Below are 14,635 nucleotides of genomic sequence, written 5' to 3' on the forward strand. Positions count from 1 at the left end.
TCGTCGATGACACTCGCCGAAGAACGCACCACCACGACCCACCCGCTCGACCCGATGACCGAGGACGAGGTCCGTGCGGTCCGGGAGGTGCTCAGCGCCGCCGGGCTGCTGGGGGAGTCCGTCCGGTTCGCCTTCCTGGCGCTGGAGGAGCCGGGCAAGGCCGTGGTGCGCGCGCACCAGCCGGGTGACGAGGTGGACCGCCGGTTCCGGGCGATCCTGCTCGACCTGGCCGACGGCTCGTCGAAGGACGTCGTCGTGTCGGCCACCCGGTCCACTGTGGACGAGGTGCGGGAGATCGACCCGGTCGCCGACGGCCAGCCGCCGATCATCGACACCGAGTTCGAGCTGATCGAGGACATCCTCAACGCCGAGCCGCGGTGGACCGGCGCCCTGCGCAAGCGCGGCCTGGACCCCGCCACCGTGCGCGCGGTGCCGCTGTCCGCCGGTTCCTACGACCACCCCGGGGAGACCGGCCGCCGCGTCGTGCGGGCGCTGGGCTTCCAGCAGCTCCACGAGAAGGACCACCCGTGGGCGCACCCGGTGGACGGGCTGGTCGCCTACGTCGACCTCACCGCCCGCGCGGTGACGAACGTGATCGACCACCGGGAGCTGCCGGTGCCGCAGGAGCCGGGCAACTTCGACGACCCAGCGCAGACCGGGCCGCACCGCACCACGCTCAAGCCGATCGAGATCACCCAGCCGGAGGGCCCGAGCTACGCGGTCGAGGGCAGCCGGGTGCGGTGGGAGAACTGGGACCTGCGCATCGGCTTCAATGAGCGGGAAGGCCTGACCCTGCACGAGATCTCGTTTCACGAGCGGCCGGTGCTGTACCGGGCGTCGGTGGCCGAGATGGTGGTGCCCTACGCCGACCCGTCGCCGGTGCGGTTCTGGCAGAACTACTTCGACTGCGGCGAGTACATGTTCGCCCGCTACACCAACTCGCTGGAGCTGGGCTGCGACTGCCTGGGCGAGATCCGCTACTTCGACGCGGTGGTGGCCGACGACCTCGGCGAGCCGCGCACCATCCGCAACGCGATCTGCATGCACGAAGAGGACTTCGGCGTGCTGTGGAAGCACAGCGACATGTTCGCCGGCTCGCACGAGACGCGGCGGCAGCGGCGGCTGGTGGTGTCGTTCTTCACCACGATCGGCAACTACGACTACGGCTTCTACTGGTACTTCTACCTCGACGGCACGATCGAGCTGGAGGCCAAGGCCACCGGCATCACGTTCACCTCGGCCTACCCCGCGGAGGGGCACGAGTACGCCACCGAGATGGCGCCCGGCCTGGGCGCGCCCTACCACCAGCACCTGTTCTGCGCGCGGCTGGACGTCAGCGTCGACGGCGACCGCAACGCCGTGGACGAGGTCGACGCGGTGCGGGTGCCGGTGAGCGAGGCCAACCCGTACGGCAACGCCTTCCGCGAGGCGCGGACGCGGTTGACCCGCGAGTCGGAGGCGGCGCGCGCGGCGGACAACTCGCGCGGCCGGGTGTGGCACATCGTCAACCCGGGCCGGCGGAACCGCTTCGGCCGCAACCCGGCCTACGTGCTCCACCCGGAGGGCCAGCCGGCGCTGCTGGCGGACGAGTCCTCGTCGGTGCACGCGCGGGCGACCTTCGCGACGAAGCACCTGTGGGTGACCCGCTACTCCGACGCCGAGCGCTACCCGGCCGGCGACCTGGTGAACCAGAACCCCGGCGGCGCCGGGCTGCCCGCGTGGACCGCGGCGGACCGGGACATCGACGGGGAGGACATCGTGCTGTGGCACACCTTCGGGCTGACGCATTTCCCGCGCCCGGAGGACTGGCCGGTGATGCCGGTGGACTACACCGGGTTCAAGCTCAAGCCGGTGGGGTTCTTCGACCGGAACCCGACGCTGGACGTGCCGCCGTCGGCGAAGGGCCACTGTCACGGCGGGTGAGCCAGCGCGTGTGAGCCGGCAGGCCGTCGCCGCGGTCCCGGGCCTGGAGGAGGGCCTCGGCGAACGCGGCGACGGCCCGTGGGCGCGGCCGGGATGGGTCGCGGACCAGCGCGATCGCGCGTTCGGCGCGCGGTCCGTCCAGCGGCAGGCTGCGCAGCCCGGCGAAGGCCACCAGCGGCAGCACCAGGCCGGGGATCGCGGAGACGCCCAGCCCGGCGGCGGCGAGCCCGGCGACCGCGGCGATGTTGCGTGCTTCGATCGTGTGGCCGGGCGCCACCCCGGCTTCGGCGAGCGCGTGGTCGACGAGCGGGCGGATGCTGCTGCCGGGGGAGAACGCGATGAACGGCTCCCCCTGGATCTGTTGCCAGGACAGGGTTTCCGCATCCGCGAAGGGGTGACCGGGCGGGAAGACGCAGCAGCACTCGTCGGCGGCCAGCGGCTGCACCTCCAGGTCGTCCGGGGGCTCGCCGACGACGGTGACCGCGAGGTCCACCGCGCCCGCCCGCACCCGGGCGAGCACCTCCTCCGACAGGCAGTCCTCGATGGACAGTTCGACGTCCGGTAATTCCCGCCGGTAGCGCGCGATGACCGGGGGCAGCAGGATCGCCGCCAGCGACGGCAGCGTGGCTACGCGGACGTGCCCGCGGGTGCCGGCGAGGAACCCCGTGAAGTGCCGCAGGCCGGCGTCGAACGAGGCCAGCACCTCACGCGCGATCCGGGTGAACTCCACACCCTCCGCGGTCGGCACGAGCCGCCGGGTGGTCCGCTCGAACAAGGCGACGCCCACCTTGCGCTCCACCTCGGCGACCGTGCGGCTCAGCGACGACTGGGCCAGGTGCAACCGCTGGGCGGCCGTGGTGAAGCCCCCGGCGTCGGCCACCTCGACCACGGCCCGGAGCTGCTGCACCGTCAGATCCATGCGCATGGTGCATGAGTCTATGCCGAACTCTTGTTTGACCTCGATAGCTGTGATGCCGCAGAGTCGGCGGACGTCACCGTCGACAGCGCACTGGAGGTCCACGAGATGCTTGCCCTGGCGGGCTTTCTGACGATCGGCGTGTTCCTCGCCGGGGTGCTCTCGCGCCGCGTCTCGGTCCTGCTGGCGCTGACCGTCGTGCCGGTCGTCGCCGCGCTCGCCGTGGGCGCGGCCCCGCGGCTGGGCGAGCTGATCGGCAAGGGGCTCACCACCGTCGCCCCGGTCGCGATCATGATCACCTTCGCGGTCCTCTACTTCTGCCTGATGATCGACGCCGGGCTGTTCGACCCGGCTGTGCGGCGGATCCTGCGGTGGGCGGGCGGCGATCCGCTGAAGATCACCGTCGGGACCGCGGCGCTCACCGTGCTGGTCGCCCTCGACGGCGACGGCGCCTCGACGTTCCTGATCACGGTGTCCGCGCTGCTCCCGCTCTACCAGCGGATGGGGATGCGCCGGCTGGTGCTGGCGGGGGTCGTCGCGCTCGGCGCCGGGGTGATGAACCTGGTGCCGTGGGGCGGCCCGACCGCGCGGGCGATGGCCGCGCTGGACGCCGACAGCGGCCGCATCTTCCTGCCGCTGCTGCCCGCGATGCTGGCCGGGATCGCGTGGGTGCTCGTCGCCGCGTGGCTGATCGGCCGCGCCGAGCGCAAGCGGATCGGGGTGCTCGACCTGGACGGCCCGGCCGCGGCGGTGGAACGCACCCGTGCCGAGCGCGTCCGGTACTGGGCCAACGTCGTGCTCACCCTCGCGCTGGTGGCCGCCCTGCTGGCCCAGGTGGCGAAGCTGGAGGTGCTGTTCGTTGGCGCGTTCGTGCTCGCCCTGCTGATCAACCGTCCGAAGTGGAGCCAGCAGCAGGAGCTGTTCGAGAAGCACGGGCACAACGTCGTGCTGGTGACCACCATGATCTTCGCCGCCGGGGTGTTCACCGGGATCCTGTCCGGCACCGGGATGATCGAGGCGATGGCGCGGGCCCTGGTGAGCGTCGTGCCGGACTGGGCAGGCGGCGCGCTGCCCGCGCTGACCGCGTTGACCGGGATGCCGCTGAGCCTCGTGTTCACCCCGGACGCCTACTACTTCGGGGCGATGCCGGTGCTCGCCGAGACCAGCGCCGCGCTCGGCGGCGACCCGGCCGAGATCGCCCGCGCCGCGCTGCTCGGGCAGATGACCACCGGGTTCCCGCTCAGCCCGCTGACCGCGTCCACGTTCATCCTCGTCGGCATGGCGGGCGTGGACCTGGGCGAGCACCAGCGGTTCGCCTTCAAGTGGGCGTTCGGGACCACCGTCGTGATGACCGCCGTCGCCCTGGCCGTGGGCGCGATCTAGGGGAGAGCATGGACTGCGTACGGATCGGCGGGGGAGCCGGCTTCGCGGGGGACCGGTTCGAGCCCGCGGAAGCGCTCGCCCGCGACGGGGAGCTCGACGACCTGGTGCTGGAGTGCCTGGCGGAGCGCACGATCGCGCTCGGTCAGCAGCGCAGGCTGGCCGACCCGTCGGCGGGGTACGACCCGCGGCTGGTCGCCCGGTTCGAACGGCTGCTGCCGCTCTGCGCCGCGCGGGGGATTCGGGTGATCACCAACATGGGCGCGGCGAACCCGCTTGCGGCCGGCCGCGTGACGGCGGACCTGGCCGGGCGCCTCGGCCTCGGGCTGACCGTCGCGGTGGTGACCGGGGACGATGTGCTCGACCGGATCGACCCGTCCGCCCCGGCGCTGGAGACCGGGCGGCCGCTGGCCGCGCACGGGGAACTGGTGTCCGCCAACGCCTACCTCGGGGCGGAGCAGATCATGCCGGCGCTGGAGACCGGTGCGCACGTGGTGCTCACCGGCCGCGTCGCCGATCCCTCGTTGTTCACCGCGCCACTGGCCCAGCGGCTCGGGTGGGACCTGCGCGATGCCTCGGCGATGGCCGCCGGGACCGTGGCCGGGCACCTGCTCGAGTGCGCCGGGCAGCTCACCGGCGGGTACTTCGCCGACCCCGGTCGCAAGGACGTGCCCGGACTCGCCGAGCTCGGTTTCCCGTACGCCGACGTGACCGCTGACGGCGACGTTGAGGTGTCGAAGCTGCCCGGCACCGGAGGTCTGGTCTCCCGCGCGACGGTGCGGGAGCAACTGCTGTACGAGGTGACCGACCCGGCGGCCTACCCGACCCCGGACGTCACGCTCGACCTGCGTGAGGTGACCGTCGCCGAGACCGGGCCGGACCGGGTGGCGGTGCGCGGCGCGGTCGGGCGGGCGCGGCCGGAGAAGTTCAAGGTCAGCGTCGGCTACCGCGCCGGGTGGCGGGCCGAAGCCGGGATTTCCTACGCGGGCCCGGGCGCCCGGGCCCGCGCGGAGCTGGCCGGGGACGTGGTCCTGCGGCGACTGGCGGGCACGCGGGTGCGTGCCGATGTGCTGGGCGCGGAGGGGTCGCCGGAGTGCCGGTTGCGGATCGCCGCGTCGGCGGCGGACCGGGCGGCGGCCGAGGTGGTGTGCCACGAGGTGGAGGCGCTCTACACGAATGGGCCTGCCGGGGGCGGTGGCGTCCGGACGGCCGTGACGGAGGTGATCGGGATCGTGTCCACGCTGATCGACCGGGACCGGGTCGAGCCGGCGGTGACCGTGATCGGGGGGCATGCGTGCGGGTGATGTTGCACGAGGTCGCGCACTGCCGGGCCGGCGACAAGGGCGACACGTCGATCCTGTCGCTGTTCCCCTTCGACGACCGGCATTTCGCGGACCTGGAGCGCGAGGTGACGACGGAGCGGGTGCGGGAACACCTCGCTGGTCAGGTGCGCGGCGAGGTGGTGCGCTACGTGCTGCCGAAGCTGTGCGCGTTGCAGTTCCGGTGTCGTCAGGCGCTCGACGGCGGGGTCACCACGTCGCTCGCGCTGGACACCCACGGCAAGGGGATGAGTTCGCGTCTGCTGGCGATGGAGATCGAGCTGTCCGGCTAGCCTGGGTGGCGTGTCTGCCGACGACTGGGTCCTGCACGTGGACCTGGACCAGTTCATCGCGGCGGTCGAGGTCGCCCGGCACCCCGAGCTGCGCGGGAAACCGGTGGTGGTCGGCGGGAACGGGGACCCTGCCGAGCGGGCCGTCGTGGCCACGGCGTCGTACGAGGCGCGCGAGTTCGGGATCCAGTCGGGCATGCCGTTGCGGACCGCGGCGAAGCGCTGCCCGGACGCGGTCTTCCTGCCGGTCGACAAGGAGGCCTACGAAGAGGTCTCGGAGCGGGTGATGGCGACGCTACGGAGCTTCCCGGTGGTCGTCGAGGTGATCGGGTGGGACGAGGCGTTCGTCGGCGCCCGGGTGACGGACCCGGAGGCGCTGGCCGCGGACATCCGGGCGCGGGTGGCCGCGGAGACCGGGATGTCGTGCGCGGTCGGGATCGGGGACAACAAGGTGCGGGCCAAGATCGCGACCGGGTTCGCGAAACCGGGCGGGATCTACCGGCTGACGCGGGCGAACTGGGTCGCGGTGATGGCCGGCCGCCCGACCGACGCGCTGTGGGGGATCGGGCGCAAGACGGCGAAGAAGCTGGCGGAGGCCGGGCTGACCACCGTGCGGGACCTCGGCACGGCCGACGCGGACGAGCTGGCCGCGCGGTTCGGGCCGACGATGGGGCCGTGGTACCGGCTGCTCGCCCAGGGCGCCGGGGACACCGAGGTGACCGCGACGCCGTACCTGGCCCGGTCGCGGAGCCGGGAGACGACGTTCCAGACGGATCTGGACGACCGCGCTGCGGTGGACGCACAGGTGTCGGCGCTGGCGGCGCGGGTCGCGGAGGACGTGCTGGCCGAGGGGCGCCCCGCGGTGCGGATCGGGGTGAAGGTGCGGTTCAAGCCGTTCCTCACCTACACCCGCAGCCTGACCCTGCCCGCGCCGACGAGCGACCGCGCGGAGATCGAGCGCGCCGCACTGTCCCTGTTGGACCGTTTCGAGTGGACCCGCCCGGTGCGCCTGCTGGGCGTACGAGCCGAGTTCAACCGCGACGAGTGACGCATCGCCCCGGGGTCGGTGGTTTCGGGGTGGGCGGAGCGGCTGACTCTGCTGGCGCGGCGGGCAAGGGCGCGGGCTGGGTGTGCGGCGCGCGTGGTGCCTGAGGTGCCGCTGTGGTGGGTGGGTGGTCTGGCCTTGTCGGGTGGGGCAAGTGCGCGGGGCCGGGTGCCGTGGTGCCGGGTGCGGGGGCGCGGGTCCGACCTTGCGGGCCCGCGCACGAGTGCGTGGGCCCGCGGTGGGGTGGCCGGTCTGATTCTGCCGGGCTTGGGGAGTGCGCGTGGGGTCGGGTGGGGTCGCACCTGCGGCGCCGGATGTGGCGGGCGGATCGCCCGGCGCTGCCGGGTCGTGCGCGAGTGCGGGAATCGCGCGTGGCTTGTCAGCGCCGGGCGCGCTGGTAGTGGCGGCGGGCCCGCTCGCGGTTGCCGCAGTCGGCGGAGCTGCACCAGCGGCGGGAGCCGTTGCGGCTGCGGTCCAGGAAAAGCCGGCCGCAGCCGTCGTCGGCGCAGCGGCACAGCCGGGTCAGATCCTCGAACTGCAGCAGCCGCCACGTCTCCAGCGCCAGCGCGTCGCGCAGGTCCCGGGTGCCGTGGACCGGGATCCGCCACTCCAGCGGCACCACCGACGCGACCTCCGCCCGCGCCAGCGCACCCACGATCAGCCGGCGCAACGGTTCGACGTCCCCGGGCTCCGCACCGGTCGCCAGCGGCTCCAGCACCCGGTGGGCCACCTCCCGGAGCTCGCGCACCTCGGTCACGCCACCGTCCGCGACCACGGTGAACCCGGCCGCCTCGGCCCACCGCCGCAGCGCGTCGTCGTCCGGCAGCCGCTCCTCGCGCCGCGCCGGGTCCAGACGCCACGCGACCGTGTTGACCAGGTTGAGCGCCACATGACCGCCGACGAACATCTAATGATGCATAACCATGTTTGACTGTTAGGTCCACGGGTCGCCGACGGGTACGCGACCTGCCTGGGGTGTCGCGACAGGGGCGCTCGCCGTCACCGCGTCGGCCGTGCTGATCGAGCTGTCCGACCGCGCCGGGCACCGCCTCGTTCTACCGGTGCCTGTTCGCCCGGCCCCGCTGGCGGTGCTCGCCCGCGCCGAACACGGCGGCGCGCTCGGTCTAACCGAACGGGTGCGCGCGGTCCCGGCGGGCGCGTTGTTCGCCGGCGACAGTCTGCTGTGGACACAGGCGATCGGTGAGATCGGGGCCGGGCTGTCCACGGTGCTGGTCAACCTGCAGGTGGTGCTCGTGCCGGTGATCGCCTGGGTGTCCGACCGGGAGCCGGTGTCCCGCCGCTACTTCGCGGCGGTCGCGCTGGTGTTGCCGGGGGTGGTGCTCGCCGCGGGCGTGACCGGCGGGCCGGCGTCGGTGGCCGGGACGATCCACGCGTCGCTGGCTGCCCTGTGCTACTCAGGTTTCCTGCACCTGCTGCGCCGCGGCGGGCAGGACGGGCGGACCCGTCGGTCCTACCTGGTCGTCACCGCCTCCGCCGCGGTCGTGTCGCTGGCTGCCGGGTTACTCGGCTACGGGCTGGACCTGACGCCGGGGTGGGCCGCGATCGGCTGGCTGGTGGTCGGCGCGGTCTCCGGGCAGGGCGTCGGCTGGCTCCTGCTCACGCCGGTGGGCGCGGTGGTGCTGGGGAAACGGCTGTCGCCACAGCAGCTGCTCGGCTGCGCCCTGGTGCTGGCCGGCGCGGTGCTGGCGACTAGATCACCAGCAGCGTCTTCCCCTTGCCGCAGCGGGACTCCAGCGCGCGGTGCGCGTTCGCGGCGCGACCCAGCGGGAAGGTCTGCCCGATGACCGGGTGCACCGCGCCGCGGGTGGCCAGGCGCAGCATCCGTTCGATGCGGGCGCGGCGGCCGGGCTCGTACTCCCGCAGCTGCTCCAGGCCGTAGGCCGTCACCTCCGGCCGCACCTCGTCCACCGCGACCGGTGGGCCGCCGGCCCACCCGTAGTTCGAGTACCGCCCGCCCGTGCCGACCAGCTTGGCCGCGGCCCGGCCCAGGTCGCCGCCCACTCCGTCGAACGCCACGTCCACCGGCCCCACCCGGTCGGTCCAGCCGGGCTCGCTGTAGTCGGCCACCGCGTCCGCGCCCAGCGCGCGCACCATCTCCAGCTTCTCCGCGCCCCGCGCCGCGCCGGTCACGTGCGCCCCCGCCGCGTGCGCGAGCTGCACCAGCAGGCTGCCCAGCCCGCCAGCGGCCGGCTGCACCAGCACCCGCTCACCTCGCCGCACCGCGGCCCGCTCGAACACCGCCAGCGCGGTGGATCCGTCGTGCAGCAACGCCACCGCCTCCCGCAACCCCACGCCGGGCGGGACGCGGATCAGCTGTTCGGGCGTGGCCAGCACCTGTTCGGCGTACGCGCCGTTGACGTCGGCCAGCACCCACGCGCCGCACCACGACGGGTCCGCCCCCGCGCCGAGCTCCGTGACCTGCCCGGCGGCCCCCGCGCCGGGCACGTACGGCGGCGTCACACCGAACAGGTGCCCGGCCTCGCCGCGGCGGATCGCCGTGTCGATCCACAGCACGCCGGCCACCTTCACCTCGACCACGACCTGCCCGGGCCCCGGGTGCGGGTCCGGCGCCGCCTTCACCCGCAGCACTCCAGGGCCGCCGAACCGCACCGCCTCGATCACGCGCATGCAGGCAGGCTGCAACCTCCACCGCGCTGGAGGTCAAGCGTGAGTAGCGTGGGCGGCATGGCGGACGAGATCGTGGTCGGGGTGGACGGTTCGGCGGCGGCGCTGGAGGCCGTCCGGTGGGCGGCGGGTGAGGCGGCGCCGCGGAAGCTGGCGCTGCGGCTGGTCTACGCGGCCGACGTCACGGGTGGCCGGTTCGACGGCGGGCTGCCGGTGCCGCAGAGCTCCTTCGACGAGCTGCAGCGGGCCGGGCAGCAGCTGCTCGCGGACGCGGCGGCCGTGGCGGGCGAGGTGACCGTGTCGACGGAGATGCCGCTGGAGCCGCCGGTGCCGCTACTGCTGGAGTGCTCCCGGACGGCGCGGATGGTGGTGCTCGGCTCGTCCGGGCGGGGTGGGTTCACCGGGATGCTGGCCGGGTCGACGGCCGTGTCGGTCAGCGCGCACGCGTCGTGCCCGGTCGCGGTGGTGCGTGGTCGCCCGGACGCCGCCGGCCCGGTGGTCGTGGGCGTCGACGGCAGCCCGACCAGCGAGGAAGCGCTGAAGGTGGCGATCGACGAGGCCGCGTGGCGGGAGGTGCCGCTGGTGGCGGTCCACGCCTGGAGCGACGCCGACTACGGCGTGCCCTTGCCCACCGCGGACCTCGACTGGGCCGAGGTGGAGCGCGAACAGCAGCGCCTGCTGGCCGAACGGCTGGCGGGCAGGCAGGAGCGCTACCCGGACGTGCGCGTGGAGCGGGTCGTGGTGCGGGACCGCCCGCGGGACGAGCTGCTGGCCCGCAGCCGCGACGCGCAGCTGGTCGTGGTGGGCAGCCGCGGCCGCGGCGGGTTCCGGGGGCTGGTGCTCGGGTCGACGAGCCAGGCGCTCATCCACCACGCCGACTGCCCGGTGCTGGTGGTGCGGCCACAGGCTGCTTGATCGCGGAGTTCGTGCGGGCTGGGGTAATGGGGTGCCTGCTGCACGGGGGTGCGCCCGGTGGCGGGTGGCGGGGGTGCCTCGCTGCAGGGCCCGCGTGCGGGTGGCGGCCCGCTCCGCGGGGCTGAGCCTGGGGCGCGGGCCGGGGCGGCAGCCGCGAGGTGGTGCGGCTGGATGGCGGGTGGCGCCCCGCCGTGGGCGCGGCGGGAGGTGGTGCGGCTGGGCGGCCGGTGCGCCCCCGCTGCGCGGGGCTGCGCGCGGGAATGGTCGCGCGCACCTTCCCGCTCCGCGGGAGTGCGCCCCGGGGGACGCGGCCGCCGAGGGGTAGGGCCAGCCCCACCGGGGATTCGGTGGCCGGCACCGCTGACCGGCGCCCCGATCCGCGATGGGATCTGACCTATGACAACGCCTCTGGAAACCGCCGTCGCCGGCAGGCATCGGCCGCGCGGGCAGCCCGCCGTCGACTTTCGGGCCGTTTCCCGCACCTACGCCGCCGGCCAGCACGAGGTCCGTGCGCTCGACGGGGTCACCGTCGCCTTCCCCGCCGGGTCCTGGACCGCCGTCATGGGGCCCTCCGGCTCCGGCAAGTCGACCCTCCTGCACTGCGCCGCCGGCCTGGAACGCGTCACCACCGGGCAGGTCCTCCTCGGCGGCGAGGACATCACCACCGCGGACGACGCCCACCTCACCGCGCTGCGCCGCAGCGAGATCGGCTTCGTCTTCCAGAGCTTCAACCTTATCGGCTCGCTCACCGCGGAGCAGAACGTCGCGCTCCCACTCCGGCTCGCCGGCACCCGGCCGTCCACGAAGGACGTTCGCGCGGTGCTCGCCGCCGTCGGGCTCGACGACCGCCGCCGGCACCGGCCCCGCGAACTGTCCGGCGGCCAGCAGCAGCGCGTCGCGATCGCCAGGGCCATGGTCACCCGCCCGCGCGTCCTCTTCGCCGACGAACCCACCGGCGCCCTCGACTCCACCGCGGCCCGCAAGGTCCTCGGCCTGCTGCGGGACCTCGTCACCGCGGGCCAGAGCATCGTCATGGTCACCCACGACCCGTCCGCCGCCGCCAGCGCCGACTCCGTGGTGTTCCTCCGCGACGGCCGCGTCGTCGACCACGCCGTCACCCCGACCACCCCTGAGGTCGCGGACCGCCTCGCCCGGCTGAAGGCCTGACCGTGTTGCGACTGTCCTGGAACACCTTCACCGACCGCTGGCCGCTGTTCCTCGGCGCCATCCTGACCGTCTGCCTCGGCGTCGCGCTCGTCCAGTCGTCACTGCTGATCCTGGTCTCCGCCGCGACCGCGGGCGGCGAGGTCGTCGAGGCGGTCACCCTGCTCGGCCTGACCCTGGGCATCTCGGTGTTCCTCGCGGTGTTCATCGTCAGCTCCACCTTCGCCTTCACCGTCGCCCAGCGCCAACGGGACCTGGCGCTGCTGCGGCTCGTCGGCGGTGGCCGCGGCCAGGTGCGCCGCCTGCTGCTGTCGGAGGCATTGCTGCTGGGCGTGCTCGGCACCGCCTTCGGCGTCCCGCTCGGCCTGCTGGTGATGCGGGTCCAGACCTGGCTGCTGCGCGAACTCGGCTTCGTGCCGTCCGCGTTCACCCCGCGCTGGCAGGACTGGATCCTCAGCGTGTCCGCGGGCATCGGGCTCGGTGTCGCGATCGCCGGGGTGCTCGCCGCGTCCCGGCGCGCCGCGAAAGTGCGCCCGCTGGAGGCCCTGCGCGAGACCGGCGCGGCGGCCCGCGTCATGAGCGGCGCCCGCTGGTTCTTCGGCGTGCTGTTCCTGGCCGGGGCGCTCGCCATGACGAGCGTGTCCGCGTTCGCCCCGCCCGAGGGCGCCATCGCGCTGTCGATCAACACCGCGCTCGCCGCCGCGGTCGCCCTGACCGCGCTGAGCCCGCTGGTCGTGCCCGCGGCCGGGCGCCTGGCCGGGCTGGTCCTGCGCGGGCCACTGGGACGGCTGGCCGAGGCGAACCTGCGCGACGGCGTCCGCCGCAGCGCCTCCACCGCCGCGCCGCTGATCGTGCTCGTCGCGCTGCTGGTCGCCCAGGCGGGCACGCTCGCCACCATCGGCAAGGGCGCCGAAATCGAACAGCGTGCCGACATTCGTGGGGACCTCGTGGTCACCACCACGGGACCGTCCGATCTGGACGTTCCCGGCGTGGTCGCGGTGTCCCCGCAGACCCGGGTGCCGGTCTCGGTCGTCACCTACGGCGACGACGACACCGACACCGACACCGAACAGGGCTACGCCGCCGCGATCGACCCCGCCGCCTACGCCGCGACCCACGTGCGCGTCCCGGAGCAGGGATCGCTCGCCGACCTGACCGGGCCGACCATCGCTGTCGCCGACGGGTTCCAGCCGGTCGGCAGCACCGTCACCGCCCGGATCGGCGACAGCGAGCTGGACCTGCGGGTCGTGGCCGTGCTGCCGGCGACGCTCGGTGGCGGCGCGGACTTCCTGCTGCCACGCGAGATCGTGCCCGCCCCGGTGCTGGCCGCCACGCCCACCGAATCCATCGTGCGCGTGGCGCCCGGCGCGGGCGCGAGCGCGCTCGCCGGCCGCGGTGAAGTGACCACAGTGGACGACTGGATCGCCGCCACCAGCGCGGACCGGCAGGACACCAGCACCGGCATCATGACCGTGATCATGGGCCTGTCCGGGCTGTACGCGCTGATCGCGGTGGTCAACGCCGTGGTCATCGCCGCCGCCGACCGGCGCCGCGAGTTCGCCGTGGCCAGGGTGACCGGGCTGACCCGCGCGCAGGTGGTGCGGGCCGCGGTGCTTGAGTCCGGCGCGGTCACCGGCATCGGACTGGTGCTGGGCGGCCTCGCCGCGACCACGACCCTGATCGGGATCTCCGCCGCGGCGGGCCGCATCGCCGGGCAGAGCGTCCTGGTGGTGCCGTGGGCGCTGATCACGGTCGTGGTGCTGGGCGCGTTCGCGGTGGTCGGCGCGACCAGCGCGTGGACGGCGTTGTCCGCGACCCGGCCCAGCCCGGTGTCGCTCACCGGCGCGGCCGAGTGAGGTGCAGCCGCATCGGCAGCGACTGCCACGCGCGCAACGTGTTGTTCAGGTGGCGGGTGCCCGGGCCGAGCAGTTCGAACCGGCGCACCCGCTTCGCCAGCGCGGTCAGCAGCGCCTCGGCCTCCAGCCGGGCGACGTGCTGGCCCACGCACTGGTGCAGGCCCATCCCGAACCCGACGTGGCCGGACGGGTCGCGGCTCAGGTCGAAGACGTCCGGATCGGCCCAGCGGCGCGGATCCCGGTTCGCCGCGCCGAGGAACATCAGGATTTTGTGCCCGGCCGGGATGGTCACGTCCGCGACGCGGGTGTCCCGGGTGGCCGTGCGGAAGAACGTCTGCACCGGCGACTGCCAGCGCACCGCCTCGTCGAAGGCCGCCCGGGCGAGCCGGGGCTGCTCGCGCAGCCGGTCCCACTGCCCCGGGTGGGTGGCGAAGGCGTAGAGCACGGCGGCCAGCCCGTGCACCGTGGTGTCCACGCCGGCCGTGAGCAGCGACCGGACCACCAGCGGCGCCTGCTCGTGCGTGATCTCGCCGCGGTCGGCGGCCGCCCAGATCGCCGCGCCGAACCCGTCGCCGGTGAGGCGGTCGCGGGCGCACTGCTCGTTCACCCACCCCGACCACCGCGGCATGTCCGCGGCCAGCGAGGTGACCAGCTCGTTGAGCGGGCCGAACGCGTTGAAGGCGAAGTTGCCGTAGGGCAACAGGTTCTCGCGTCCCTCGCGGCCGATCCCGACCGCGTCCGGGAACACGCGCAGCGGGAACGCCTCGGCGAGCGCGGGGACGACGTCGAGTTCGGTGTCCAGCACACGCTCGACGAGGTCCTCGGCCGCGGCGAACCAGTCCTCCCGCAGTTTCCGCAGCGCGCGCGGCCCGAGGATGCCGGACAGGACCCGGCGCGGGGCGTCGTGGCGGGGCGGGTCCGCCTCGAGCAGCAGGCTCGGCGGCCGCCACGGCTCCTCGACGTGGAAGTTGGCCAGCCCGACCCCGGCGGCGGAGGAGAAGTCCTGCCAGTTCACCAGCGCGGCGTGCACGTGCTCGTAGCGGGCGAGGGCGTAGACGTCGTAGCGGATCAGGTGCACGACCGGGCCGGCGTCGCGCAGCTTGGCATGCAGGGGTTCCGGTTCGGCCAGGACCTCGGGCGCGAACGGGTCGGTGTCGTCGGTGATCACGGGAGTCTCCTCA

The 14,635-nt window shown here is 74.1% G+C and carries 13 protein-coding genes; 9 read left to right on the forward strand and 4 right to left on the reverse strand.

Features of this window, described 5'->3' with window-relative positions; translation table 11 throughout:
- Positions 1–6 precede the first annotated feature (6 nt).
- Entirely contained in the window at positions 7–1,923 is a 1,917-nt protein-coding gene (locus tag AMETH_RS13630; protein ID WP_017982042.1) for a primary-amine oxidase, read from the forward strand.
- On the opposite strand, the gene AMETH_RS13635 is transcribed toward AMETH_RS13630, so the two are convergent.
- Positions 1,844–2,848, reverse strand: coding sequence for a LysR family transcriptional regulator (locus AMETH_RS13635; protein WP_017982043.1), 1,005 nt, complete (start codon positions 2,846–2,848; stop codon positions 1,844–1,846). The genes AMETH_RS13630 and AMETH_RS13635 overlap by 80 nt on opposite strands.
- 99 nt (positions 2,849–2,947) lie before the next feature.
- On the opposite strand from AMETH_RS13635, the gene AMETH_RS13640 reads away from it, so the two are divergent.
- From AMETH_RS13640 to AMETH_RS13655, 4 genes are read left to right on the forward strand one after another with little or no spacing between them, the layout of a single operon-like run.
- Positions 2,948–4,222, forward strand: a complete 1,275-nt coding sequence (locus AMETH_RS13640) for a CitMHS family transporter (RefSeq protein WP_017982044.1) — start codon at positions 2,948–2,950, stop codon at positions 4,220–4,222.
- Between the two features lie 8 nt (positions 4,223–4,230).
- Positions 4,231–5,523: an acyclic terpene utilization AtuA family protein gene (locus AMETH_RS13645; RefSeq protein WP_017982045.1), complete on the forward strand. Its 1,293-nt coding sequence runs from the start codon at positions 4,231–4,233 to the stop codon at positions 5,521–5,523.
- Complete coding sequence (locus tag AMETH_RS13650) at positions 5,523–5,831, forward strand: AtuA-related protein (protein ID WP_223843207.1); 309 nt, start codon at positions 5,523–5,525, stop codon at positions 5,829–5,831. The genes AMETH_RS13645 and AMETH_RS13650 overlap by 1 nt, the downstream gene beginning before the upstream one ends.
- 10 nt (positions 5,832–5,841) lie before the next feature.
- Positions 5,842–6,876 (forward strand): DNA polymerase IV, encoded by a 1,035-nt coding sequence (locus tag AMETH_RS13655; protein ID WP_017982047.1) that lies wholly within the window; start codon positions 5,842–5,844, stop codon positions 6,874–6,876.
- Between the two features lie 376 nt (positions 6,877–7,252).
- On the opposite strand, the gene AMETH_RS41450 is transcribed toward AMETH_RS13655, so the two are convergent.
- A complete protein-coding gene (locus AMETH_RS41450; RefSeq protein WP_017982048.1) occupies positions 7,253–7,780 on the reverse strand; it encodes a CGNR zinc finger domain-containing protein in 528 nt (175 codons plus the stop codon).
- A gap of 106 nt (positions 7,781–7,886) precedes the next feature.
- Here AMETH_RS41450 and AMETH_RS13665 point away from each other — a divergent pair, with 106 nt between their 5' ends.
- A complete protein-coding gene (locus AMETH_RS13665) occupies positions 7,887–8,678 on the forward strand; it encodes a multidrug DMT transporter permease (RefSeq protein WP_051079398.1) in 792 nt (263 codons plus the stop codon).
- On the opposite strand, the gene AMETH_RS13670 is transcribed toward AMETH_RS13665, so the two are convergent.
- Entirely contained in the window at positions 8,584–9,522 is a 939-nt protein-coding gene (locus tag AMETH_RS13670) for a zinc-binding dehydrogenase (RefSeq protein ID WP_017982049.1), read from the reverse strand. The genes AMETH_RS13665 and AMETH_RS13670 overlap by 95 nt on opposite strands.
- Positions 9,523–9,579: 57 nt before the next feature.
- Between AMETH_RS13670 and AMETH_RS13675 the strand changes: the two genes are divergently transcribed.
- The 3 genes from AMETH_RS13675 (at position 9,580) to AMETH_RS13685 (ending at position 13,454) form a co-directional block, all read left to right on the forward strand.
- Positions 9,580–10,434 (forward strand): universal stress protein, encoded by an 855-nt coding sequence (locus AMETH_RS13675; RefSeq protein ID WP_017982050.1) that lies wholly within the window; start codon positions 9,580–9,582, stop codon positions 10,432–10,434.
- 396 nt (positions 10,435–10,830) lie between these two features.
- Positions 10,831–11,601 carry an ABC transporter ATP-binding protein gene (locus AMETH_RS13680; RefSeq protein ID WP_017982051.1) on the forward strand — a complete coding sequence of 257 codons (771 nt, stop codon included), beginning with the start codon at positions 10,831–10,833 and terminating at the stop codon, positions 11,599–11,601.
- Positions 11,602–11,603: 2 nt separating this feature from the next.
- Positions 11,604–13,454, forward strand: a complete 1,851-nt coding sequence (locus AMETH_RS13685) for an FtsX-like permease family protein (protein ID WP_017982052.1) — start codon at positions 11,604–11,606, stop codon at positions 13,452–13,454.
- On the opposite strand, the gene AMETH_RS13690 is transcribed toward AMETH_RS13685, so the two are convergent.
- Positions 13,435–14,622 (reverse strand): cytochrome P450, encoded by a 1,188-nt coding sequence (locus AMETH_RS13690; protein ID WP_017982053.1) that lies wholly within the window; start codon positions 14,620–14,622, stop codon positions 13,435–13,437. The two genes, AMETH_RS13685 and AMETH_RS13690, sit on opposite strands and share 20 nt — an antisense overlap.
- Between the last annotated feature and the right edge of the window lie 13 nt (positions 14,623–14,635).

The sequence above is a fragment of the Amycolatopsis methanolica 239 genome (assembly GCF_000739085.1).
Taxonomy (GTDB): Bacteria; Actinomycetota; Actinomycetes; order Mycobacteriales; family Pseudonocardiaceae; genus Amycolatopsis_E; species Amycolatopsis_E methanolica.